This window comes from Chryseobacterium defluvii, from assembly GCF_003634775.1.
GTDB classification, from domain to species: Bacteria; Bacteroidota; Bacteroidia; order Flavobacteriales; family Weeksellaceae; genus Chryseobacterium; species Chryseobacterium defluvii.
The window spans coordinates 149,981-175,178 of sequence record NZ_RBXB01000003.1 but is presented as its reverse complement, the minus strand read 5'-3'; the positions used below and the strand labels follow the sequence as shown (position 1 = coordinate 175,178).

25 protein-coding genes are annotated in these 25,198 nt (G+C 34.9%); 13 read left to right on the top strand and 12 right to left on the bottom strand.

Annotated elements, in window-relative coordinates:
* The first annotated feature begins 31 nt into the window (after positions 1 to 31).
* A complete protein-coding gene (locus BCF58_RS12660) occupies positions 32 to 1,318 on the top strand; it encodes a citrate synthase (protein ID WP_121462199.1) in 1,287 nt (428 codons plus the stop codon).
* A 9-nt stretch (positions 1,319 to 1,327) separates the two neighbouring features.
* Here BCF58_RS12660 and BCF58_RS12655 read toward each other — a convergent pair whose 3' ends face one another.
* Positions 1,328 to 1,762 carry a DUF1801 domain-containing protein gene (locus BCF58_RS12655; RefSeq protein WP_121462198.1) on the bottom strand — a complete coding sequence of 145 codons (435 nt, stop codon included), beginning with the start codon at positions 1,760 to 1,762 and terminating at the stop codon, positions 1,328 to 1,330.
* Positions 1,763 to 1,810: 48 nt separating this feature from the next.
* Complete coding sequence (locus BCF58_RS12650) at positions 1,811 to 2,626, bottom strand: alpha/beta hydrolase (protein ID WP_121462197.1); 816 nt, start codon at positions 2,624 to 2,626, stop codon at positions 1,811 to 1,813.
* Positions 2,627 to 2,714: 88 nt separating this feature from the next.
* Here BCF58_RS12650 and BCF58_RS12645 point away from each other — a divergent pair, with 88 nt between their 5' ends.
* The 3 genes from BCF58_RS12645 to BCF58_RS12635 all read left to right on the top strand — a co-directional run bounded on the left by BCF58_RS12645 (position 2,715) and on the right by BCF58_RS12635 (position 6,457).
* The gene (locus BCF58_RS12645; protein WP_121462196.1) at positions 2,715 to 3,092 is read left to right on the top strand and encodes a winged helix-turn-helix transcriptional regulator; all 378 of its coding nucleotides are present in this window, start codon (positions 2,715 to 2,717) and stop codon (positions 3,090 to 3,092) included.
* Positions 3,093 to 3,161: 69 nt separating this feature from the next.
* Positions 3,162 to 4,223 (top strand): helix-turn-helix domain-containing protein, encoded by a 1,062-nt coding sequence (locus tag BCF58_RS12640; protein ID WP_121462195.1) that lies wholly within the window; start codon positions 3,162 to 3,164, stop codon positions 4,221 to 4,223.
* An 80-nt stretch (positions 4,224 to 4,303) separates the two neighbouring features.
* Complete coding sequence (locus BCF58_RS12635) at positions 4,304 to 6,457, top strand: TonB-dependent receptor domain-containing protein (protein WP_121462194.1); 2,154 nt, start codon at positions 4,304 to 4,306, stop codon at positions 6,455 to 6,457.
* A 34-nt stretch (positions 6,458 to 6,491) separates the two neighbouring features.
* On the opposite strand, the gene BCF58_RS17460 is transcribed toward BCF58_RS12635, so the two are convergent.
* On the bottom strand, positions 6,492 to 6,653 hold the full coding sequence (locus tag BCF58_RS17460; protein ID WP_170149024.1) for a hypothetical protein: 162 nt from the start codon (positions 6,651 to 6,653) through the stop codon (positions 6,492 to 6,494).
* A gap of 294 nt (positions 6,654 to 6,947) precedes the next feature.
* On the opposite strand from BCF58_RS17460, the gene BCF58_RS12630 reads away from it, so the two are divergent.
* The 3 genes from BCF58_RS12630 to BCF58_RS12620 are packed head-to-tail and all read left to right on the top strand — an operon-like array spanning position 6,948 to position 10,631.
* Positions 6,948 to 7,862 (top strand): dimethylarginine dimethylaminohydrolase family protein, encoded by a 915-nt coding sequence (locus BCF58_RS12630; RefSeq protein ID WP_121462193.1) that lies wholly within the window; start codon positions 6,948 to 6,950, stop codon positions 7,860 to 7,862.
* A gap of 45 nt (positions 7,863 to 7,907) precedes the next feature.
* Positions 7,908 to 8,831, top strand: a complete 924-nt coding sequence (gene ctlX / locus BCF58_RS12625; RefSeq protein ID WP_121462192.1) for a citrulline utilization hydrolase CtlX — start codon at positions 7,908 to 7,910, stop codon at positions 8,829 to 8,831.
* Positions 8,832 to 8,873: 42 nt separating this feature from the next.
* Positions 8,874 to 10,631, top strand: coding sequence for a discoidin domain-containing protein (locus tag BCF58_RS12620; protein WP_121462191.1), 1,758 nt, complete (start codon positions 8,874 to 8,876; stop codon positions 10,629 to 10,631).
* 31 nt (positions 10,632 to 10,662) lie between these two features.
* Here the strand turns inward: BCF58_RS12620 and BCF58_RS12615 are convergent, their stop codons facing one another.
* From BCF58_RS12615 to BCF58_RS12585, 7 genes are all read right to left on the bottom strand, one after another.
* Positions 10,663 to 11,520, bottom strand: coding sequence for an alpha/beta hydrolase (locus BCF58_RS12615; protein WP_121462892.1), 858 nt, complete (start codon positions 11,518 to 11,520; stop codon positions 10,663 to 10,665).
* Between the two features lie 73 nt (positions 11,521 to 11,593).
* Positions 11,594 to 13,867, bottom strand: coding sequence for a TonB-dependent receptor domain-containing protein (locus tag BCF58_RS12610; protein ID WP_121462190.1), 2,274 nt, complete (start codon positions 13,865 to 13,867; stop codon positions 11,594 to 11,596).
* Between the two features lie 307 nt (positions 13,868 to 14,174).
* Positions 14,175 to 14,516 (bottom strand): DUF3817 domain-containing protein, encoded by a 342-nt coding sequence (locus tag BCF58_RS12605; RefSeq protein WP_121462189.1) that lies wholly within the window; start codon positions 14,514 to 14,516, stop codon positions 14,175 to 14,177.
* A 61-nt stretch (positions 14,517 to 14,577) separates the two neighbouring features.
* On the bottom strand, positions 14,578 to 15,162 hold the full coding sequence (nadD, locus tag BCF58_RS12600; protein ID WP_121462188.1) for a nicotinate (nicotinamide) nucleotide adenylyltransferase: 585 nt from the start codon (positions 15,160 to 15,162) through the stop codon (positions 14,578 to 14,580).
* An 8-nt stretch (positions 15,163 to 15,170) separates the two neighbouring features.
* Positions 15,171 to 15,491 (bottom strand): four helix bundle protein, encoded by a 321-nt coding sequence (locus tag BCF58_RS12595; protein WP_121462187.1) that lies wholly within the window; start codon positions 15,489 to 15,491, stop codon positions 15,171 to 15,173.
* A gap of 26 nt (positions 15,492 to 15,517) precedes the next feature.
* Positions 15,518 to 17,230, bottom strand: coding sequence for a single-stranded-DNA-specific exonuclease RecJ (gene recJ, locus BCF58_RS12590; RefSeq protein WP_121462186.1), 1,713 nt, complete (start codon positions 17,228 to 17,230; stop codon positions 15,518 to 15,520).
* An 82-nt stretch (positions 17,231 to 17,312) separates the two neighbouring features.
* Complete coding sequence (locus tag BCF58_RS12585; protein ID WP_121462185.1) at positions 17,313 to 18,935, bottom strand: ABC-F family ATP-binding cassette domain-containing protein; 1,623 nt, start codon at positions 18,933 to 18,935, stop codon at positions 17,313 to 17,315.
* A gap of 202 nt (positions 18,936 to 19,137) precedes the next feature.
* Here BCF58_RS12585 and smpB point away from each other — a divergent pair, with 202 nt between their 5' ends.
* From smpB to BCF58_RS17455, 6 genes are all read left to right on the top strand, one after another.
* Positions 19,138 to 19,596 (top strand): SsrA-binding protein SmpB, encoded by a 459-nt coding sequence (gene smpB / locus BCF58_RS12580; RefSeq protein WP_121462184.1) that lies wholly within the window; start codon positions 19,138 to 19,140, stop codon positions 19,594 to 19,596.
* 77 nt (positions 19,597 to 19,673) lie between these two features.
* Positions 19,674 to 21,146 (top strand): OmpA family protein, encoded by a 1,473-nt coding sequence (locus tag BCF58_RS12575; RefSeq protein ID WP_121462183.1) that lies wholly within the window; start codon positions 19,674 to 19,676, stop codon positions 21,144 to 21,146.
* Between the two features lie 95 nt (positions 21,147 to 21,241).
* A complete protein-coding gene (locus tag BCF58_RS12570; RefSeq protein ID WP_121462182.1) occupies positions 21,242 to 21,982 on the top strand; it encodes a YebC/PmpR family DNA-binding transcriptional regulator in 741 nt (246 codons plus the stop codon).
* Positions 21,983 to 22,038: 56 nt separating this feature from the next.
* The gene (locus BCF58_RS12565) at positions 22,039 to 22,866 is read left to right on the top strand and encodes a UDP-2,3-diacylglucosamine diphosphatase (protein ID WP_121462181.1); all 828 of its coding nucleotides are present in this window, start codon (positions 22,039 to 22,041) and stop codon (positions 22,864 to 22,866) included.
* Complete coding sequence (locus tag BCF58_RS12560; protein WP_121462180.1) at positions 22,863 to 23,834, top strand: glycosyltransferase family protein; 972 nt, start codon at positions 22,863 to 22,865, stop codon at positions 23,832 to 23,834. The genes BCF58_RS12565 and BCF58_RS12560 overlap by 4 nt, the downstream gene beginning before the upstream one ends.
* Positions 23,835 to 23,898: 64 nt before the next feature.
* Positions 23,899 to 24,057, top strand: coding sequence for a hypothetical protein (locus tag BCF58_RS17455; protein WP_170149023.1), 159 nt, complete (start codon positions 23,899 to 23,901; stop codon positions 24,055 to 24,057).
* Between the two features lie 43 nt (positions 24,058 to 24,100).
* Here the strand turns inward: BCF58_RS17455 and BCF58_RS12555 are convergent, their stop codons facing one another.
* Together BCF58_RS12555 and BCF58_RS12550 are read right to left on the bottom strand one after the other, a co-directional pair.
* Positions 24,101 to 24,391 carry a GNAT family N-acetyltransferase gene (locus tag BCF58_RS12555; protein ID WP_121462179.1) on the bottom strand — a complete coding sequence of 97 codons (291 nt, stop codon included), beginning with the start codon at positions 24,389 to 24,391 and terminating at the stop codon, positions 24,101 to 24,103.
* 34 nt (positions 24,392 to 24,425) lie between these two features.
* Entirely contained in the window at positions 24,426 to 25,175 is a 750-nt protein-coding gene (locus BCF58_RS12550) for an RDD family protein (RefSeq protein ID WP_121462178.1), read from the bottom strand.
* Positions 25,176 to 25,198 lie beyond the last annotated feature (23 nt).

Genomic DNA, 25,198 nt, shown 5'->3' with positions numbered 1-25,198 from the left:
ATAAGTAGTATATTTAGAAAAAAAATAAATAATGTCAGACAACAAAGTAATATTGAATTACGATGGTAATTCATATGAATATCCAATCGTGGATAGTACTATCGGAGACAGGGGGATAGATATTTCAAAATTAAGAGACCAGACAGGTTTAATCACTCTGGATTTAGGTTATAAAAACACCGGAGCTACCCTTAGCGAAATCACTTATTTAGACGGAGACAAAGGAGAATTATTCTACAGAGGTTACCCAATCGAGCAGATTGCTGAAAAATCTAACTTCACAGAAGTAATGTACCTTTTATTACATGGTGAATTACCTACTCAGAATCAGTACACGTCTTTCGAAAACAACATAAAAAATTATAACTTCATCGCAGAGGAGATGAAAAAAATCATTGATGCTTTTCCTCGTTCTGCTCACCCTATGGGAGTTTTATCTTCTTTAACTTCCGCTTTAACTGCTTTCAATCCTAAAGCTGTTGATGTAAGCTCAAAAGAAGAAATGGACCATGCTGCAGAATTAATGATTGCTAAATTCTCTCACCTTTGCGCATGGACTTACAGAAAAACTCAGGGATTGCCTCTTAACCATGGAGATAACAGCCTGAACTATGTAGAGAACTTCTACAAAATGACATTCAGATTACCGAACGCAGAATTCGAAATCGATCCGGTAGTTGTAGATGCATTAGATAAATTATTAATCCTTCATGCTGATCACGAGCAAAACTGTTCAACTTCTACGGTAAGAATGGTAGGTTCTGCTCATACAGGACTTTTCGCTTCTATTTCTGCAGGGGTTTCTGCTCTTTGGGGCCCACTTCACGGAGGTGCAAACCAGGCAGTAATCGAAATGCTTGAGTTGATCGAAAAAGATGGTGGAGACGTTTCTAAATATGTTGCTAAAGCTAAAGATAAAAACGATAACTTCCGTCTAATGGGCTTCGGACACAGAGTATACAAAAACTTTGATCCAAGAGCGAAGATCATTAAGAAAGCTGCGGATGATATTCTTAACGCTTTAGGTATTCAGGATAAAGCCCTTGACATTGCAATGCAATTGGAAAGAGTAGCACTTGAAGATGAGTACTTCGTTGAAAGAAAACTATATCCGAACGTAGACTTCTATTCAGGAATTATCTACAGAGCATTAGGAATTCCAACTGAAATGTTTACCGTAATGTTCGCATTAGGAAGACTTCCGGGATGGATTTCTCAATGGAAAGAAATGAGATTGAAAGGAGACCCGATCGGAAGACCAAGACAGGTTTACCAAGGAGCTCAACAAAGAGATTATATCGATATGGCCAACAGATAATCTGTGCCTTCAATAATAAAAAAATCCCAAAGCTTGCTTTGGGATTTTTTTATTTTGTAGCTGAATCCATTTTTGGATAATAATATTGAGATCAGATGTAGAATCTTTAATTTCTGCAATATTTTTGAAACTGGTAAAAGTTCTGTCATTTTCTTTCCATGTTAAAAGCCCTGAGTTATCATCGATCAAATGTTTTCCAGGCTGCTCAAGTTTTTTCGCGCCACGATGGAATATCAGTTGAATTTGTTTTGGAGGTTGTATTTTCATGGTGATCCCGTCTTCACCTTGAAAACTATAATTGGGGCCGTTCCATTTTATATTTTCTTCCAGATCTTCCGCAGATTCTAAAATAACAGATCTTAATAATTCAATTTCACTTCTTAAAGGGTGATTCAGTTCATCTAAAAACTGAGTAACCTCCTGATTTTTTGTGGGAATTTTCATTATATTCTCTTTAAGCCCAAATATAAGATTTACTATAATGTAAAATTATTACTTTTTATGTTGTTGAAAGAATATAAAGTGCTGTTCAATTGATCCATGCCAGTATTCTGTATTATGGTTCCCGGGCTGGGTAATAAAAGTAACCGGAATTTTCATCTTATCTGCAAGGGTTTTTATTTGAGCCGTTGAAGGGTAAAGAATATCTTCTGTTCCACAGTCCAGCAAAAAGGGCTTTCCTTTATTATAGGATTTTAAAAGAGTCGAGATACTGTATTGCCTCCATTGCTCTTTAGGACCTAATAAAGGCAATAAATCATCAATAATCCTTGTATTTTTAAAAAAAGAGAAGCTTGCATTTCTGAATATGCTAAAGTCCACGGAAAGCGCACCACTTGTACTGGCTGCGGTATTAAAATAATCCTGATGGAGCAAAAAATACCTTAATGAACCGTATCCGCCCATACTTAATCCGCTGATGAAAATATTCTTTTTGTCAATGGTAAAGGTGTTATGAACCTTTGGAACCAGCTCTTTAAAAAAGAAATCTTCCATTCTGGACCCTCTATTATAAGGGCTATTAATATACCATGATACAAAGCCATCAGGACAAACGATGATCATGTTGTATTGATCAGACAGCTTTTGCAGATCCGTTGTTTGAGACCATTGCCTGTAATTTTCACTATAGCCGTGAAGCAAATAAACTAAAGGATACTCCTTAGCCGCATCATACGTTTTGGGCTGGAACACCAGGACGGTATCCGGTTTTGATAAAAATTCGGACTTTAAGATCCATTTTGTTTGTGCATTTAATACAAAGGATGCTATAATGCTGATAATCATTGAAATATTTCTAGTGATCATATTTTTGTAATTTTAGTGTAAATTTCAGCATGCAATTGGTGACTTACAATAACGAACAAAATTGTGAGCTATAAAGGTCCTTAAGATTATGAGAAAAAATAATTCCACAAATGCATTGAATGAGCAGTTTTTATTTGGAATCTGTGAGCTTAATTCTGCGATCAGCATGATCAGCGGACGATGGAAATCGCAGATTATTTATTCTATTTCTGAAGGGAATAACAGGTTTCATTTAATAAAAAAAGAGCTTCCGAATATTTCAGAACAGGTCTTGGGAAGGCAATTGAAAGAGTTGGAAACTCACCGACTTATTGTGAAAAGAGAATTACCGGATACTGTTCCGATGGGAATAGAATATATACTTACCAATAAAGGAAAAGATATAATACCCATCTTAAAGGATCTTTGTGAATGGGGTAAGGAATATGCTGAAGGAAAAGAAATCCTGATTAATGAATGTTCTTAAATATTATTTATATGATTGTCTGAAACCGAATATATTTTTCGTTAATTTTACTCTGCAAATCAGACAATAATGAGTTTCGGACAACAAATGTTATTTTTCTTCAGTGCGGTAGGAGCTTTTAACGGGCTTTTGCTTGGGATTTATTTGTTGTTTATTAAAAAGCTGAAGAATATCCCGGATTTCTTTTTAGGCTTAATTTTATTAACCTTAAGTATCAGAGTCGGGATTTCTGTTTGTATTTACTTTTACCCTTATTGGCCGAGAGTGATTCCGTATTTTGGTCTGGCAGCATTATTTTTTACGGGGCCGGCTTTATTTTACTATGTTCGGGCATCTTTTTTACAGGAAGAATTTATTTTAAAAAAATGCCGGAAATCTTTTGGAATCTTAACCAGTATTTTGACCGTTGTCGGAATTTTATACCTGTTTTTTCCTGTGACATGGGACAGATATTTTGCAACGTTTGTTTACACGGTCTGGTCCGGTTTTGTTTTGGTTTCAGTGTACCAATATTATATTCTTTCCAAAAAGCAATCAAAGAATCCGAATAAGTTTATTCTTCCCGTTTTACTCAGCAATGTGATCATTTTCCTGGCCTATCAGCTCATCTCTACAGGTTGGGTTCAGGTATATTGTGCAGGTGGAAGCCTTGTTTTTTCATTTGTGCTGTATGCTAATTTTTTAATTTTGTTTAATAAAAAATCCCAACCGTCAATTTCTAAAGACGTTAATAAATATTCCAATAAAAAAATTTCCGGTGAAAAGGCAGATGGTTTTGTTTCAAAATTGGAAAGGCTCATGCATCATGAAGAACTCTACAAAAACCCGAATTTAAAATTGATTGATCTGGCCTCCAAAATGAATATGTCAACACACCAGCTTTCACAATTATTGAATGATAATTTAGGCAAGAGCTTTTCTACTTATATCAATGAATTCAGGATCCATGAAGCTTGTGAACTGATTGAAAATGATTCTTATTTAAAGATTGAAGAGATTGGCTATGAAGTTGGTTTCAATTCAAAATCTACTTTTTTTTCAACGTTTAAGAAAATAAAAAATACCACGCCGCTTTTGTATAAGCAATCGCTAACCGTTTCTGGGGCGGGGCTTCAGAGTTCAGATTTATAATTTTGTACTTCGGAATTTAAACTTCAAAACTCCATTTTTCTCAGTCTCCGATACTTTTGGGATCATAAAATTTAAAATTTATGATGACCAGACTACGGATTTTTATCCTGCTGTTATTTTTATCCTTTTTTGCAAAATCGCAGGAGACGGATTCTCTACAGCTCAAAGATTCTATAAATACAATTTCTGAAGTGGTATTACAAGCGGCTCCCAGAAATATAAAACTTAATGAAGGGAACATCGTTGTAAGTGTTTCCGGGAATAAGGATTTTAAAGCATCTATTAATATTCTTGAAGTTTTAAAGAAAACTCCGGGGGTTACGGTAGATCAGGAAGATGGCATATTTATTGGCGGTAGAATCACTCCTGCCATTTTTATTGATGGGAAACCTGTAGTAATGAGTAGTCAGGAATTACAATCTTATCTCCGTTCCTTATCCCCTGAAATGGTGGAATCTCTCGAGGTGAATTCGAACCCTTCTTCAAAATATGATGCCGAATTTAAAGGAATTATAGATATCAGGTTAAAAAGGAACGGGAATCTGGGCTGGAAAGGAAGTTATAATGGAAATGTATCGGTGAATAAATTCAATTACCGGGAAAACACTCTGAATTTATCTTACAACACCGGGAAAATTGCCTATACGATGCAGCTGGGATATAATAACGGAATTTCAACATACCGTTATAATGCTTTACAGCGATTGGCCAATACCAATGTAATGCGGACCACTACATATCAAAAGGATAATGCAGAAATATTGAATATTCAGGCCGGATTTGATTACAGGATCAATGATAAAAACAGATTGGGGCTAAATGTAAGACGCAATTTCAGAAAACATGACAGGAATCGTTCAGGAACCCTGTATACAAGTAATCATGATGAATCGCAAGTGGTTTTTAATACGGGCAGTGAAAACCCGATCGATTATACACAGGATAACTATGGTGTAGCCACAGATTATTCCTATCAAAACAAGAACTTCAGACTAAACTTTCTGGGAAACCATCTTTCGGTTGAAAATAAGCAGAAAGATGATTTTATCAACAGAGATTTACCTGATTCTCAACTTTTATCTTATTGGAAATCTGATCTTCTCAACAAAATTAATATTTATACTGCTCAGCTAGATGCTGCGCAAAAATGGGGGAATGCTAATCTGGAAGCCGGGATTAAATTCAGCAATTCGCATACAAATAACAATATCAAGTATGATACGCTTTCGGTGAATGATGGGTTTGTCTTTGATCCTACCCGAAGCAACAGGTTTTCATACAAAGAGAAAGTTTTTGCAGGATATTTGGCATACAGTCAGAAATTTCAAAAATTACAGATCAATGCCGGATTGCGCTTTGAAAATACCAAAAGTATCTCTGAGGCTATAACCGCAGATTCTGTTGTTTCCAGGAATTACCTTGAATGGCTGCCATCCTTTAGTGCTCATTATGTGTTTAATAAATCCAATGAACTGTCTCTTTCCTATAGCCGAAAAATAACCCGCCCTAATTTTTCACAGCTTAATCCTTTCAGGTATTACTTCAGCCCGTTGAACTACTGGATTGGAAATCCTTATTTGCAGCCTTCATTGACCAGCCAGGTCAAAGCAACATACCGGTATAAGAATTGGGTGACAAGTTTAATGATAGGAAAGGAAAAGGATGTAATGACGCGTTACCCGATCTACAACCCGGAAACCAACGTCTTAGAATATTTAGGAGCCAATCTTCCTTATCGCAAATTTGCCACCCTTGAAGTCAGTTTTCCAATCAAGATTACCCAATGGTGGAATGCAAACGCCCAGGTAAACGGATATTATAATTACGAATTCAGACCCTATCTTAATGAGGTTTTTGCTTTGAAAATTTATAATTATGAAGTAAGGCTTAATCAGGTATTTACTCTTCCGGAAGGATACACGATCAATCTTTTTGCGAATTACGAATCCAGAACCGGGAATAGTCTGTATATTATACAACCACGGTATTCCGTGGATCTTTCAGTCCAGAAATCATGGCTTGATAATGCTTTGAACACAAAGATCAGTTTTAATAATATGTTTGATACGTACAATCAACAATTAGAATTCAGGCATAAGCAAATCATGGATAACCGTTTTATCCATTGGTGGGATAATCGGAAGCTTATATTTTCATTAAGCTACAACTTTGGAAGTTCAAAATATCAAACTAAAGAAATCCAAAGAACAGAAGAAGAAAACAGAACGAGATAAAAAAAACCTGCTTATAAAGCAGGTTCTTTTTATTCTAAGGACATACACAGTTACCGCATGTCCAGATGGTACAGTTTCCGGCATCATCCCATTCGCAGCAGTATCTTGGTCTTGTAATACCACCGCCTATTACAGATTTTTGCTCTTCTCTTCCTAATTTTCGCGCATTTTGTAGCGCCGGGTTTTTCTTGTTCATGATGTTGATGTTTTGATTGTTAATAGCTAAGTTTTAATTCTTCATGAAAAATTATTTCACTAATGTATGAATTTATTTTGAATAAATATCAATAATCTTCATCTTAAATAGATCATAAACAGTAGTTTATAGACTTTGTAAAGTTGATTATTTTGAGTTAAAATGTGAAAGAGAAGGGTGTTTGGTATAATCAAGGATGAGTTTATCTCCCAGAAAATAATTCTGTGCATAAAATATTTCAAAAGTTTTTCAAATAGAGACCTTTACTTATATTTGTAGAATGCATAAATCTTTATGAAACTAAACATTAAAAACGAAACAGGAAAATTAAAATCAGTTGTTCTTGGCCAGCCAAATTCCATGGGACCGGTTCCCACTCTTGAGGAAAGCTATGATGCCAAATCATATTATTCAATAGAACATAATATGTATCCTAAAGAAGTGGATATCATTAATGAAATGGATGCCTTTGAAACGGTTCTTAAAAAATATGATGTAGAAGTTCTCCGCCCCAGCATTATTAAAGATTACAACCAGGTTTTTGCCAGAGATGTTGCTTTCGTGATCGATGATAAAATGATTATTTCAAACGTTATTGCGGACAGAGCTGATGAACAGGACGCTTATAAAAAAGTATTTGAAAAAGTGGCCTGGAGAAAAATCATCAATCTTCCGGAAACTGCTCATATTGAAGGCGGAGATGTAATTGTATGGGATGATTTTCTTTTTATCGGAACATGTTTCAGTGAAGATTACAGGAATTATAAAACGGCAAGAACCAACGAGTATGCTATAGAGATTCTTAAAGAATATTTTCCTAAAAAAAGAATCATCGATCTTGAATTAAAGAAAAATGATAAAATACCGTATGAAGGAATCCTCCACCTGGATTGTACATTCAATCCTGTAGGAAAAGATAAGTGTATTATTTATAAAGATGGATTTGTAGACGAAAGCGACTACCGTCTGATCATTGATATTTTTGGGGAGGAAAACTGTTTCCACGTTACGGCAGAAGAAATGTTTGAAATGTTCCCGAATATTTTCTCGATATCTCCGGAAGTAGTGGTTTCAGACAAAGCATTTACCAGAATGAATAATCATTTACGAAATGAATGGGGAATGACTGTAGAAGAAATTCCTTACCGCGAGATTTCTAAAATGGGCGGATTGTTGAGGTGTTCTACGATGCCTTTGGTGAGAGATTAGGGTTTGGAGATTTTTTAATCTTTCAATTATTTAATAAAAAAGACAATGCAAACAACAGATACAGTTTTAATGATAGAGCCGATTGCATTCGGCTATAATGCTGAAACAGCAAAAAATAATTATTTCCAGGTAGAACAGAAAGGTTCCGATATCCAGGAAAAAGCCTTACAGGAGTTTAATAATTTCGTTGATAAATTAAGAAGTAAAGGAATTAATGTAATTACAGTAAAAGATACTTTAGACCCTCATACTCCGGACTCCATTTTCCCGAATAACTGGGTGAGCTTTCACAAAGATGGAAAGGTGGTTTTATACCCAATGTTCGCAGCTAATAGAAGAGTAGAGAGAAGAGATGATATTATTGAAAATATAAAAAGCCAGGGCTTTGAAGTAAAAGAAATTGATGATTGGTCTTTCCCGGAAATACAGGGGAAGTTTCTGGAAGGAACGGGTAGCATGATTTTCGATCACGATAATAAGATTGCTTATGGCTCAGTTTCTTTAAGGTTAGATGAAGAATTGTTCAAAAAATTCTGTGAAAAGTATGGTTTCACTCCAATCGTTTTTCATTCCTTCCAAACAGTAGGTTCGGAAAGATTACCGATTTATCATACCAATGTAATGATGTGTGTTGCGGATCGATTTGTTGTGATCTGCTTAGATTGTATTGATGATGAACTGGAAAGAGGTAAAGTCATTGAAACCATTAAGAATTCAGGAAAAGAAATTATTGAAATTTCAGAAGAGCAAATGCAGCAATTTGCAGGCAATATGCTTCAGGTACAGAATAAAGACGGTAAGAAATTTTTGGTAATGAGCCAAACGGCATATCAGTCTTTAACATCAGCACAGGTTTCCAATATTGAAAAATACTGTGAGATCATCTATTCTGATCTTAATACAATCGAAGTAAACGGAGGCGGAAGTGCCCGCTGTATGTTGGCTGAGGTTTTTTTACCGAAAAAATAGGTAAACTTTATATTGTCATTAACCGGATAAAGAATTATACATATGAAATCAAGAATTATGTTATTAATGGCATTGTTGCCATATTATCTTATCAATGCCCAGCAAAAAACATTCTGTAATCCGGTAAACATAGATTATGGGTACACCCCGTTCGAATCATTTTCAAAACAGGGAAAACATCGTGCTACGGCAGATCCGGTAATTGTTAATTTCAAAAACAAACTGTTTCTTTTTTCCACCAACCAGGAAGGATATTGGTACAGTGATGATATGCTGGACTGGAAATTTGTAAAAAGAAAATTTCTTAGAGATAACAAATACATTCATGATCTGAATGCACCTGCGGTTTGGGCAATGAAAGACACTTTATACGTTTTCGGGTCGACATGGGAACAGGATTTTCCGATCTGGAAAAGTACAAATCCTACCAAAGACGACTGGAAAATTGCAGTGGATACTTTAAAAGTAGGAGCATGGGATCCTGCTTTTCATTACGATGAAGATAAAAACAAATTGTATTTATATTGGGGTTCAAGCAATGAATGGCCGCTTTTAGGAACAGAAGTAAAAGTTAAAACATTACAGTCCGAAGGTTTTGTAAAGCCCATCATTAAATTAAAGCCGGAAGATCACGGTTGGGAAAGATTTGGGGAGTATAATGACAATGTTTTCCTTCAACCTTTCGTGGAGGGGGCATGGATGACCAAGCATAATGGAAAATACTATATGCAGTATGGAGCTCCTGCAACAGAATTCAGTGGGTATTCTGATGGTGTATATGTAAGTAAAAACCCTTTAGAAGGATATGAATATCAACAGCACAATCCATTTTCTTATAAGCCGGGAGGTTTTGCAAGAGGAGCTGGACATGGCGCTACATTTGAAGACAACTATAAAAACTGGTGGCATGTTTCAACGATCTTTATCTCTACCAAAAATAATTTCGAAAGAAGAATAGGAATCTGGCCTGCAGGTTTTGATAAAGATGATGTGATGTACTGCAATACAGCGTACGGAGATTATCCTACCTATCTTCCGCAATATGCACAGGGAAAAGATTTCACCAAAGGACTTTTCTCAGGCTGGATGTTATTGAATTATAACAAACCGGTTCAGGTTTCTTCTACATTAGGAGGATATCATTCCAACTATGCGGTGGATGAGGATATTAAGACGTATTGGAGCGCAAAAACAGGGAATGCAGGAGAATGGTTTCAGACAGATTTAGGTGAGGTTTCTACTATTAATGCGATTCAGGTTAATTATGCCGATCAGGATGTGGAGTTTTTGGGAAAGACGTTAGGAAAAATGCATCAATATAAAATCTATGGTTCCAATGACGGTAAAAAATGGAATGTGATTGTAGATAAAAGTAAAAATACCAAAGATGTTCCTCACGATTATATTGAACTGGAAAAACCTGCAAAAGCAAGATTCCTGAAAATGGAAAATCTGAAAATGCCTACAGGAAAATTTGCTTTAAGTGGTTTCAGGGTATTTGGGAAAGGTGATGGAAGCAAACCCGGAAAAGTTCAAAGCTTTGTACCATTAAGAGCTGATCCTAAAAAATATGGTGAGAGAAGAAGTATCTGGATGAAATGGCAGCAGAATTCCGATGCGGACGGATATGTAATTTATTGGGGTAAATCTCCGGATAAATTATACGGAAGCATTATGGTATACGGGAAAAATGAATATTTCTTCACCGGAGCCGACAGAACAGATGCTTATTATTTCCAAATCGAGGCATTTAATGCCAATGGGATTTCGGAGAGAACAGAAGTTGTAAAATCAGAATAATACATAAAACGCTTTGAAATTTTCAAAGCGTTTATTTTTGATCAACCTGCTTCAGGAATTCAGAAATTTTATCAATTAAGAATGAGGGATGAGGTTCTTTGAGCCAGTCCACATGATTTCCGTTAAATTCAAAAGAAGTATTGGTCACTTCATTTTTATGTAAAACAGAATCTAAAAAGGCTTTTTGTGAAAGAGGAATAACTGTATCATTCGTTCCATAAAATGAAAGGGTGGGGGCAGAATTTTTTGTGATCCAGTTTACCGGACTTGCCAATTCATTCATTGAGGTATTATCAGGAATAATTTTAGGGTCTATTAAATGCTTTTCAACAAAAGAGTAATCCTCATAATTTTTAAAACCGGAATCTGATAAATTGGAAGGGCCTACAATGTTAATAACCGCTTTTACTTTCTTATCCTGATCATATTTATAGGCATACAGCATAGATAAATGTCCGCCTGCACTGTTTCCGAGAAGTATAAATTTAGGTTTTCGGCTTAACTTTTTCTCCAGAAATAGGAGCGCACTATGAATATCATTGGTCTGATTAGGTAAAGCGTAACGGGAGCGGGAAGCCAGCCTGTAGTTGATATTGGCAAAAGCACAATCAGGAAATTTTTCCATCAACGAAAATGTAAAAGAAGATAACAGGGATTTGTCTCCTCCACGCCATCCACCACCATGAATAATGACAAAAACTTCTTTTGGGGTGGAAATAGTTTTGGGAATATACAGATCCATTTTCTGTTCCGGATCTTTTCCGTAGCTGATGTTGGATTGATTTTTAAAGGAACTGTCCTTATTAATTTGCAATGTTTCTTTTTTACAGCCTGTCATAAAAACAGCCGTACACATCAACCAGAATATCAATAAAAAAATCCTCATCATGATAAAGATAAAAAAACTCACTGATTGCTCAGCGAGTTTTCGTACAAAAATATAAATATGAAGAAATGATTGTTTATCTTGTTCTGTTCTTAATGGCATCAGAAGCACTTTCAATGTCTCTTACTTTTTTCACCTTTTGATTTCCGAAGTTATAAGTAATACTCACCGTCATGTTTCTTCTGTATTGATCGTTTTTGATATAATTGTAATTGCCGGAGCTTTGATAATCCTCGATTTCCACCACATTGGTTCTTAAAACATCGTTTACATTAACTGCAAATGTCCAGTCGTTCCAGTTTTTCTTTAAGCTTAAATCCAGGCTCATTAAGTTTTTCAATAGTCCAAGTTCTATCTGTTGTTTGTCTATAAAGAAATAGTTTACCCCCAAAAACCATGTTTTCTTTTTATCCAGACGGATCGTATTATTCGTTTGAATAACCAAGCTTGTTGATTTTGTATTATTGGTATACATATCAAAAACCTGCCCTGTTGTCGGGTCTGTATTCAGTGTGCCATCATTGATGTTATGCTGAACTCCGATATTGAAATTTGTTGTCAGATATTGCTTAAAGAATGTTTTTTGCATTCCAATCATAGCAGACATTTCCTGTTTCGTTCCGAAATTGGTTCTGATATAAGCAAGCTGTACCTTTTCAATACCATTTTCCATATATTTTCTCTGTAACGGAACCTGTGTAATGACATCTTTGAACAATGAATGATTCAAGATCAGGAAGTAGGAGTTTTTATACATATACGTTAATTCCTGATTGTAAGTAGAAGATGCTTTTACAAAAGGATTGTTCTGAGTGTAATTGTCTTCTGTAATATAGTTTTTTACAGGGTTCAGTTCCCAGAAGCTGGGTCTTCTCATTCTGCTTGAAAAAGAGTAAGAGATATTATTTTTATCATTAATAGCATAATTGAAAGTCAAATAAGGCAGTAAGTTCTTATAATCTCTTTCAATTCTCTGGTGCCTTTGTGCTTCAACAGGGTTTTGAGGATTATCTGCTGTTCCCAAGCTATTGGTGATTTCATATCTTGTACCCACTTTTCCCGAAAATTTGTCTGAAAATTTCTTTTCGAAAGTTACATATAGCCCGTAAATGTTTTCATCATAGATAAAATGGTTGAAGTCCAGTTTTGGCTCAACATTAGGGATTGGATTTCCTGCAGGATCTACAAATTGATACGTGTAGTTTTTGGTATCGTTATCAGTTTTTGTTTTATTAAAATTTCCTCCTGCAGAAAACGTAAAATCATTCTTGAGCTTTTGGATATAATCTACAGTTCCTGAGAAATTATTGATGATCTGAGGAATGTCCTGAATGATTTTTTTTCCAGTTAAAGAAAAATCGTTCATTGCTCCCGGAAGCATCGTGTTGTTATCAGAATACTGGAATCTTTTATAATTAAGATAAGCAGCATTCAAATTCAATTTGCTTCCCAGGGAATCCAGTTTTAGCTCATAATTAAGATTAACGGAATTGTTATAGTTACGTGCATTTTCTCTATTCTTAGTACGGGTATAATCTGTCGAAATAAGATTTCCGTTGTCATCGTATTTTGTGATCATATTTAATAGATCAATGGTAGAGTTATAGCTTCTGTTGGCCCATGAATTCCATGATAACGCCAAATTACTATTGTCGGTAAGCTGATAATCCACATTTACATAGCCGCCAATGTTTTTGTTCGGATCATCAATATCTCCTGTGGATTCATTTTTCACCTTATCTGTTCCGTTCCTTAAAATGTACGTCTGTGGTTGAATATTTTCTGCACCATTTAAATTAGCGCTGATTCCCAGCTTATCTTTTCTGTAGTTTACCGAGAAACTTGCAGAACTGGAGTTGTATTTATTCTGGCTGTTAGACATTCTCATATTACCGCTGGTTCCATCGCTCATCTTTTTCTTCAGTACAATATTAATGATCCCGTCAGAAGATTCTACCTGATATTCACTTCCCGGAACCGTAATTACTTCAATTTTCTGAATATTTTCGGCTGGAGTGTTTTTTAGGAATTGAACCAGAGATTCGGCATCCATATTGGTTTTTCGTCCGTTGATATAAATTAAAGCATTGTTTTTTCCTGCAATTTTCAACGTTTTATCATCTGTTGTAGAGAGTAGAGGCGTCTGTTTCAATAAATCAAAAGTCGTATTTCCTTTTGTTATTGGTGAAGCGGCAACATCGTAAACAAAACGGTCACTTTGTTTTTTGAAAACCTGTTTCGTGAGAGTAACCCCTTCAATATTCTGAGTTTTTACGGAATCTGATTTTTTCTGTTGAGCGAATGCTAATCCACTGAAAAATATGGCTGCGATGAGAATTGGCGTTTTCATGACTTTTTTAATTTGTTAATAGCTTGTATTTGTTATTATTTAACATTGCAAAGATATATAATAAATTAAGTATCTTGCAATACAAAGTAGTAAAAATATTCTTATACTTAATTTAACTGATTGATTTTCAGTTAATAAAAATTAATATAAATTTTACTGTTAATTAAACTTGTTACTTAATTAGACAATTTTAAGGCATGATTTGTTACACGTGAAAGCTGAATTTTTAAAAAATAAGAAAAAGACAGATAAAATAATTGTATTTGTTTACGGGTAATTATAAAAAAAAGAGACTTAAAAGCCTCCCTTATTCTCTGTCGAATTTAGCTAATTTTTTATCCACCCAGATCGTAGCAAAAGGAAAGAAAGCAGCAAGCAATGCGAAGACAAAATCTTCATCATCCCATTTATAGATTTTTCTTGCTGGCAGACAAAGTAAAAGATAAAGTGTAAAGAAAAGGCCATGTATATTTCCAACAATAATAATGAAAATAGTAGCCAGAAGCCCTTCCTCATCATATCTTTTCCAGATCATGGCAACACCATATAAGAGAAAACAGGAAACAGCTTCTGCAATGCAGATTTGTTTAAACCATTTAATGATCTTTTCCTGAGGATATTTGGAGAAAAATTTATCGATGAAATTCATTATAAAAGTGATGAGTGATGAATTATAAATTATGAGTTAAAATCTCTTTCTTAAAGCTAAATTATTTATAAAAATTACTCCCATCCAAATATTCAAAAACTTCAGGAGGAAGCATGGGTCTTACATTTTTCCCTGTCTTGATCATATTTCGGATTTCCGTTGCAGAAAGTTCAATGACGGGAGCTTTGATTAAAGAAATGTTTTCATGCTGCAGATATTCTGAATCTTTTTTCTCGCCCTCAAACATTCGTGGATAAACAATAATGTGATGATTTTTGATTAAAGTTTCAGCATTTTTCCACTTGTGTAAACTCTCAAGATTATCCTCACCCATAATTAAACTGAAAGAATAATCAGGATACTTCTCATGAAGATACGTTAAAGTATCAATCGTATAGCTGGGTTTCGGAAGTGAAAACTCTACATTGGAAACCCGCATTTTAGGATAATTTTTTATAGCAAGTTGTACCATATCGAGCCTATTATGATCTTTCAACAAAGATTTTTTTTCCTTAAAAGGATTTTGTGGACTTACAACAAACCACAATTCATCCATATCCGAATTTTCCAGGATGTAATTAGCCAGAATCAGATGACCAATATGAATAGGATTGAATGAGCCGAAAAATAAACCGATTTTTTTCATTTAAAGACTTAGGAATTAGGGCTTAAAGATGAGGTGAATTTTGCAGTTTTGATATTATTGCGTTGATCATTTTTTGATATTTCGGTTGACTTTTTATTTAGATTTTCAAATTCTTCTAAATTTAAATAATTTAAGTTTTTGGAAATTAATAATTGCGTTTCAAGCTCAGCACCTTCAGCAATATTGGACGGGATTGAAATAGCAGAACGTCGGATTTGGCTTGTAAGAGAATAAACTTCTTCTTTTGGGAAACCTTGAGTTGAAGCATAAATTTCTGTTACAAGATCAACAGATTTCTGCCAAACAATCAATTCCTTATAATTTCCCATACTACCTATTTGCTAATCCCTAAATCCTAATCCCTGAACTTTACATCCTTAATATTTAAATAATGAGTTACATTTCCTTTCCAATGATTTTCCTCTAGGGTAAAGGCAATATCAAAGTTCTTATTCTTAAAATTTTCTGCAAATTGACCAAGTTTAAAGCCTACACATTCAATATTTCTTCCTGTAGACTCCTGTTTAATAAAAAACTTAAGGTGGTTGTTATCCTTGCCCATTGTTTTTACATATCCCGAAACTTTCTGATTCGTTAAAGTAAGAATGGGCTTCATATTATGAGGTCCAAATGGAGCCAATTTCCTGTGAAAATTAATAAACTCCCTATTGATTTCATCAATCTGAATTTCAGAATCTATCGTAATGGAAGGTTCCTTCTGGTGTTCCTTAATTTTTTCGGAAACGATCTTTTCAAACTTTTCTTTAAAAGCTTCAAATTTATCCTTTTCCATAGAAAGCCCGGCTGCTGCATGATGCCCCCCGAATTTCAGGAAATATTCAGAACAAAGATCCAGTGCTTCATGAACGTCGAAATCGGAAACAGATCTTGCGGAAGCTACCATTTCACCATTATTGCCGTCTGTAAAAACCAAAGTAGGTTTGTAATACGTTTCAATAAGTCTGGAAGCTACAATTCCAATCACACCTTTATTCCATTCAGGATGATAAACGATCGTGGTATGTTTGGTTTCCTGCTGGGATTCAATGATTTGATTTAAGGCAGAGAGGGTGGAATTCATATCAAGCTCACGTCTTTCATCATTAAGATCCATAATATCGTCAACGATTTGATGAGCATGTTTTAAATTATCAGAAACCATCAATTCCACAGCTGCTTTTCCATGGGAAATTCTTCCGGCGGCATTAATCTTGGGAGCGATTTCAAAAACTATATTTGAAATTTCAAAATGGGAAAGTTTATCTTCAGGAATTAACAATCTAAGCCCTAAATTTCTTGTCTTTCTCAGTGTTTTCAGCCCCATTTTTGCCAGAACCCTGTTTTCCCCGGTCATCGAAACAATATCAGCAGCAATAGATATTGCTAAAAGATCCGTTAATTCAAATAATTCGGCTTCAGGAATTTTGTAAATGGTATTTAATCCCTGGCATAATTTGAAGCCGACTCCGCAGCCAGATAATTCCTTAAACGGATATCGACAATCACTTCTTTTAGGATCCAATACGGCTACAGCATTAGGTATTTCTTCTCCCGGAAGGTGATGATCACAAATAATAAAATCAATACCCAGGCTTTCTGCATAATTTACCATATCAATGGCTTTGATCCCACAGTCTAAGGCAATGATTAAAGAAAAGCCATTGTTTTTGGCAAAATCAATTCCTTCTGTAGAAATCCCATAACCTTCGGAATTTCTGTCCGGAATGTAATAATCCAAATATTTTTTCTCAACAATTTTGCTGAGGTAAAGATACATTAAGGCAACTGCAGTAGTACCGTCTACATCGTAGTCTCCATATACCAGTATTTTTTCTCCGTTTTCAATAGCAGTCGCAATGCGTTCAACAGCTTTTTGCATATCGGCCATTAAAAAGGGGCTGTGTATATCGTTAAGGTTTGGTTTGAAAAACTCTCGGGCCTTCTGATAGTTGTCAATTCCTCTAAGAACGAGAAGTTTAGATTCGAAAGTTCCAAAACCAAGTGACGAACTTAATCTGTCCACAATTTCCTCATCAGGTTCGGGCTTATAAATCCATTTTTGACTCATTTCACAAAAATAGGGAATTATATTTTAAAAAGTAAGTAAGTATTAAATAAAAAACCGTCCAGAATTTGAACGGTTCATTATTTTAAGAATACATTTTCTCTCTTAATTCTTTTACCTTTTTATCGGAAAGATATTCATCGTAAGTCATTTCTCTATCGATAATTCCGGTAGGGGTTAACTCGATGATTCTGTTACAGACTGTCTGAAGCATTTCGTGGTCATGGGAAGCCAGTAAAATGTTTCCTTTGAAGTTTGATAAAGAGTTGTTTAATGTAGTGATACTTTCTAGATCCAAGTGATTCGTCGGTTCATCTAATAAAAGAACATTCGCTTTCTGCAACATCATTCTGCTGAACATACATCTCATTTTTTCACCTCCTGAAAGAACTTTACAAGATTTTAAAGCTTCATCTCCGGAAAAAAGCATTCTTCCTAAAAATCCCCTCATGAATTCCTCGTGACGTTCTTCATCATTTTTAGTGAATTGTCTCAACCAATCTACAAGGTTTACGTCTTCCTGGAAGAAATCTGTATTATCCAAAGGCATATATGACTGGTTGGTTGTAACCCCCCATGCAAAAGTACCTTTATCTGCCTGTGTATTCCCTGCTAAAATTTGAAAGAATTCTGTAATTGCTAAGGAATTTTTAGAAAGTACAGCTACTTTATCTCCCTTTTTAAGATTTAGATCTATATTAGAGAAAAGCAATTCGCCATCCTTTGTTTTTTCAAGACCTTTTACATCTAAAATCTGGTCTCCCACTTCTCTTTCTATTTCAAAAATAATGGCAGGGTACCTTCTTGAAGATGGTTTTATATCATCGATATTCAATTTGTCGATCATTTTCTTTCTTGCAGTAGCCTGTTTAGCTTTTGCAACATTTGAACTAAATCTTGCGATGAAATCCTGAAGCTCTTTTTTCTTTTCTTCTGCTTTCTTATTAGCCTGAGCTCTCTGTCTTGTCGCTAACTGTGAAGCCTGATACCAGAAAGAATAATTACCTGTATAAAGGTTAAGTTTAGAATAATCTAAATCTCCGATATGGGTACAAACCGTATCCAGGAAGTGACGGTCGTGAGAAACAACAATTACTGTGTTTTCATAATCTGCAAGGAAATCTTCTAACCAAGAAATAGTATCGATATCAAGGTCGTTTGTAGGTTCATCCAAAATAAGTACATCCGGATTACCGAAAAGAGCCTGAGCCAAAAGAACTTTTACCTTGTCTTTATTCTCAAGTTCTCCCATAAGTTGCCAGTGCATATCATCTTTAATTCCAACATTGGAAAGCATGGTCTGTGCATCGGATTCTGCATTCCATCCCCCCATTTCATCATAGATAACACCTAGTTCGCCTGCTTTAATACCATCTTCATCAGAGAAATCTTCTTTTGCATACAATGCATCCATTTCCTCTTTTATCTCAAATAATTTTTTATTTCCCCTTAAAACAGTTTCAAGAACAGTATATTGATCATAAGCAAAGTGATCCTGCTCCAAAACAGACATCCTTTTTCCAGGCTCTAAAGATACATTACCCGTTGTTGGTTCTTGTTTTCCTGTTAATATTTTAAGGAATGTAGACTTTCCTGCTCCATTTGCTCCGATAATTCCATAGCAATTTCCTTTGGTAAACATAATATTTACCTCGTCAAAAAGAACTCTTTTCCCGAATTGTAAAGATAAATTAGATACTGTTAACATATAGTTTTGTAAATTTGGCGCAAAAATACGAAAAGAATTTGGGTATTTCGTAATATTATAATAGTCAAGTTTTTAAAAGAGAAGTATTTTTTATATATTTCATTAATTAAATTTAATAACACAAGAGCCCTGAATAAATACTTAAAGAAGTAGAGGTGCAACTTTATTAAATTTTTACATCATATATACATACGAACTTAAAATGAAGATTGAAAAAACAGTCAATATAGTAAATAGAAGAGCCAGGTTTGAGTATGAAATTCTTGAAGAAGTGGAAGCCGGAATGGTTTTAACAGGGACGGAAATTAAATCTTTACGCTCTTCCAAAGCATCTATTACAGAATCCTTCTGTCAGTTTATTGATGGGGAATTATACATTATTAATATGATGATAGATGAGTATAAATTGGGAACTTTTTATAATCACAAAACAAAAAGGGAACGGAAATTGCTGTTGCACAAAAAAGAATTGCAAAGACTGGAAAAAAAGCTAAAGGATGTAGGTAATACCATTATACCTTTAAAGTTATATATAAATGATAAAGGGAAGGCAAAGGTTTTAATAGCTCTGGGAAGAGGGAAAAAGCTTTTCGATAAAAGGGAGAGCATAAAAGATAGAGAAAATAAAAGAAACCTGGACAGAATATTAAAGAAAAGTTAAAAATCATTTAAAAAACTTTGTGTATAAAGAAAAATTATATTTATTTTGCATTATCAATTATTTAATCATTTAATTCTATGAAAAATCTAAAATTAGGAATTTCAGCATTGGCGCTTACTGTTGCTTCTACTGTATTCGCTCAGACTACCAACAATCCGTGGATGATCGGAGTTGGTGCTCATGCGGAAAACCATTTGGCACAGAGAGGTAATTTCAGTAACACGTTCTCTGCTAATAATTTGACGAAGACAATGTTCAATATGAACAACTTCTCTATTACACCTCCATTGTCTAAACTAACAGTTGCTAGAAATATTGGTAAAGGTTTAGTTATTGACTGGCAGACTACAGTAGGAAACGTTGATAATAAAAGATTCAACATGGGGAAAGAATTTTTCCTTCAGACAGGACTTGGTTTCCAAGCCAAGGCCGCAGGTCTTTTATGGGCCGAAGAGTCTTGGTTTGACCCATATTTAAGAGTGGGTGCTAACTATTTAAGACATGATCATACAAGTCTTTCTTTCCCAAGAGTTGATGCTAATGGAGAATGGGTTAGTAATGGTGAAGGCGGAAACGAAAACGGAAAAGCTAACTTCTTCACAGTAGCTACAGGTGCTGGGGCGAACTTCTGGTTAACTAAAAACTTCGGTCTTGGTATCCAGGGAGATTATGTTTCAACTCCAGGTAATAAATCTACAGTTGCTAACTTCTGGCAAGCTTCTGCATCTTTGAACTTTAGATTTGGTAACAGAGATAGAGATAAAGATGGTATCTTAGATAAAGATGATCTTTGTCCTGATACTCCAGGTTTACCTGAATTCCAAGGATGTCCTGATACAGACGGTGACGGAGTTCCAGATAAAGACGATCAATGTCCAGATGTAGCAGGTCCAGTTGAAAACAACGGTTGTCCTTGGCCAGATACTGATGGTGATGGTGTTATCGATAAAGATGATGCTTGTCCTACAGTAGCAGGTCCAGCTGAAAACAATGGTTGTCCTTGGCCAGATACAGATGGTGACGGTATCTTAGATAAAGATGATGCTTGTCCTACAGTTCCTGGTTTACCAGAATACAACGGATGTCCTAAGCCTAAGACTCAAACAGCTATTGAAGTTGAATCAAAACTAGGAAGTGTTTATTTTGACTTTAATAAAGCTACAATCAAGCCTGAGTCTACTCCTGCATTAGATGCTGCTGCTGATATTATCAAGAAAGACGGTGGTAACTATCTATTAGAAGGTAGAACTGATGCTAAAGGTTCTGAAGCTTATAACTTGAAACTTTCTAGAGAAAGAGCTGCTGCAGTTGTTGCTGCTTTAGATGCTAGAGGTGTTGATGCTAACGCTCTTAAATCAGTTGGTGTTGGTGAATCTAAAGCTACAGTTTCTGAAAAAGCTTCTGACGCTGAAAGACAAGTAGACAGAAAAGTAGTTGTAAAAGCTATTGAAAGTGCTGACGAGTGGAACGCAATCAAGAAAAGAGATTACGAAGATGCTCCAGTGAAAAAAGCTCCGGCTAAGAAAAAAGTAGTTAAAAAAAGAAAATAATTAATTTTTCTAAATAATAAATACCTCCAAGTTTTTGGAGGTATTTTTTTTTCGTTCACTTTTAAGTAATTTTGTTGAAAATTTAAAAAATTAAAATGGGAAGAGCATTTGAATACAGAAAAGCTTCTAAAATGGCCCGTTGGGATAAAATGGCCAAAACGTTCTCTAAAATTGGAAAGGATATAGCATTAGCAGTAAAAGCGGGTGGACCTGATCCTGAATCTAATCCGGCTTTAAGAAGATGCATCCAAAATGCCAAAGGGGCAAATATGCCAAAAGATAATGTAGAAAGAGCGATAAAAAAAGCGAGCGGTGCTGATGCGGAAAACTATGAAGAAATTACTTATGAAGGATATGGTCAGGGAGGTGTAGCGTTTTTTGTGGAATGCACAACAAACAATACGACAAGAACAGTAGCCAATGTAAGGGCTATTTTTAATAAGTTTGACGGTAACTTAGGTAAAAATGGTGAACTTGCTTTTATTTTTGATAGAAAAGGAATCTTCAATCTGGACTTGTCTCAGATCAAAATGAATTGGGATGATTTTGAAATGGAAATGATTGATGGTGGAGCGGAAGAAATCGATAAAGACGAAGATGAAGTTATGATTACCACTGCTTTTGAAGATTTCGGCTCATTATCCCATAAACTTGATGAACTGGGAATAGAAGCCAAAAGTGCAGAACTTCAAAGAATTCCGAACAATACGAAAGAAGTAACTGAAGAACAGTTCAAAGCGAATATGAAAATGCTTGAACGTTTTGAAGAAGATGATGATGTACAGAACGTATATCACAACATGGAAATTACAGAAGAGTTGATGAACTCTCTATAAAATTAATATAACATTCATATATAATTAATTTTCAATTAGTTTCTTTGCATAAAACTATGAAAAGAAACGTTGAATTAGTAGTCATATCGGATGTTCATTTGGGAACTTATGGATGTAAGGCTAAAGAATTACTGAGATATCTGAATTCAATTCAACCTAAGACTCTGGTTTTGAATGGAGATATCATTGATATCTGGCAATTCAAAAAGTCTTACTTTCCTAAACCCCACCTGAAAGTGATTAAAAAAATCCTTTCTCTTGCCACTAAAAATACGGACGTCTATTATATTACCGGAAATCATGACGAGATGTTCCGGAAATTTACCGATTTCGAATTGGGTAAATTAAAGGTGTGTAATAAAATCTGTCTGGATATTAATCAGAAAAAAACATGGATTTTTCACGGTGATGTTTTTGATGCTTCTGTACAGCATTCAAAATGGATTGCCAAATTAGGCGGAAAAGGCTATGATTTACTGATCATGATCAACAATGTTGTCAATTGGTTTTTAGAAAAAATGGGTAAAGAAAAATATTCATTTTCAAAAAAGATCAAAAACAATGTAAAAAAAGCGGTGAAATATATTGGTGATTTTGAAATGACCGCTTCTGAGCTTGCTATTGATAACCATTATGATTATGTAATTTGTGGACATATACATCAGCCGCAGATCCGGCAGGTAGTTAATAAAAAAGGATCCTGTACCTATCTCAATTCGGGGGATTGGATTGAAAACCTGTCCGCCTTGGAGTATCATGATAACGAATGGAAGATTTTTTATTATGACGATCATAAGCATTTACTTAAAGATGACGAAGCGGAAGAAATCAAAGAGATGGATACCTCAGAGCTTTTAAAAATAGTAACCAATTTTTCCCAATGAAAATCCTCTATGCATTTCAGGGAACCGGCAACGGTCATATTGCCAGAGCACAGGAAATAATTCCTATTCTTAAAAAATATGTTTCGGTGGATACTTTAATCAGTGGTCACCAATCTCAGTTAAAGGCTGATTTCGATATTAATTTCCAATTTAAGGGTATTTCTCTTCTATATAACAAAACAGGTGGTTTATCCTATCGCAAAACATTTACAGAAAATAAATTCTTGGAAGCTGTAAAAGATATCAAAGAATTGAAACTCTCTGATTACGATTTAATCATTAATGATTTTGAACCGTTAACAGGATGGGCTTGCAAACTGAAGCAATTGCCTATGATTGAGCTGAGCCATCAAGCGTCAATGAGCTTTAAAGAAACACCGAAACCGGAAAAGAAAGATTTCTTTGGTGAGCTTATTCTGAAATATTACGTACCCAGCGAAAGAAAAATAGGATTTCATTTTGAAAATTATCATCCTCAGATCAAGAAACCTGTGATCAGAAGAAAAATCAGAAATCTTAATCCGGACAAAAAAGGCTTCTATCTGGTATATTTGCCAAGCTTTTCCGATGACAATATCATCAAAGTTTTAAAAAAAGTCGCTGTTGAATGGAAAGTATTTTCCAAATACAGCAAGCTGCAATTTAAGGAAGGGAACATTGAAGTATTTCCCATTGATGAAATCCAATATCTGAAATATTTTGAAAATTGTGAAGGAATACTTTGCAATGCCGGTTTTGAAACCCCTGCCGAAGCTCTTTTTATGGATAAAAAGCTCTTTGTTATTCCTATACACAATCAGTATGAGCAGGAATGTAATGCCTGTGCTCTGGATAAAATGGGAATTCTCAATTCTAAAATTTTGCAATTAGAAGAAATAAAAAATTGGGTGGCTTCTGATCACCATCTGCAGGTAAGCTATCCTGACGATATTGAGAAGATTCTTATGGAAGAAGTTTTAAAAATATAAGATCTTGCATAATAAAATACACAAAATATCAGTTATTATAGAACTAATCTATAAAATATTGAATATGAAAAACTTGAAAATGCTTCAAAATCCTCTGTCCAGAACCAGATTGAAAGAAATTTCAGGCGGAATTATTATTGGATGCTCAAAACAGTGTTGTCCTACGGATGGAAGACCAAGATGTCCCGGAATTTATTGCCCGGATGTGGTTTGTCCACAATAGTTTTAAAAATAAAAAAGTTCTCCACGAGAACTTTTTTTATGATTTAATTTCTGATAAAAATGTCGTCTACATCGTTCATTTTTGTCATTACTGCTCTTGCATATGAACAGTGTGGATATACTTTCCAGTTGTTTTCCCTGGCAAATCTTATGGCTTCTTCCACTAAATATTTCCCCATTCCTCTGCCTTCAAATTCAGGATGTACAAGAACGAAAGAAATAATGAACTTATTTTCTTCAGGAAAAATTGTGTAGGTTAATCTCCCCACTTCTTTTATTTCGTTATTTAATGTAAGGACACCGCCGTTTCCGGATCTATTGTTTTCAAATTTCATAATCAAACATTATCAATAAAGATACGAAAAATTATTAACTGTCTTTTCCTGTGTAGTAGTTGTAATCTTTAATAATGATATTGATAAATTGCCTTTCCGTCATTTTGGTAGGATCAATATCAAGCTTTAAAAGGCCCTTGATCTTATCAGAAAGCCTGCTGATAATCTCTCTGTCATCCACCCGTAATGCTTTGGTATAATTGTCTTTGATGATTCTCATATCATTATCGCTTAAAGCGATCACCTGAGGAAATGATGGAATATAATCTTCATGAATATTCTCTAAAATAGTATGTGAAATATTAATACTGTTCTTCAAAGAAATGACAGCCGTTCCTGAAGCAATATCACCCAGACGCTGATTGTTTTTAGAAACGATCATAGAAATTAAGCCGACCACTCCACCAAAAGAGGTGTCAATCAGCCTGAAAACCCAACGGATCATGTAATCCCCGAAACTGGCCTGATAACCATCTATTTTTACCACCCGGATCTTCATCACTTTTTTACCCGGAGTTTGTCCTTCCATTAAGCTTTCCAAGACAACAGGATAAATATAGACAGGAAAGGTAATTGCGATATAGACCGCAATAACAGACCATTGATCCATCCCGGCTATAATATAACCCAAATCAAAAACATTGAAGAATAAATAAAATACAAGAATCACGTAGGCCACCTTGATCAGGAGATCTATGATGAAAGCAAGCATCCTTTCTCCAACACTGGCAATGTTAAAATTAATATTTACATTTTGTGAAGTATTAATCGCAATTTGAGACATAATTTTTATTATTTTAGCCTATA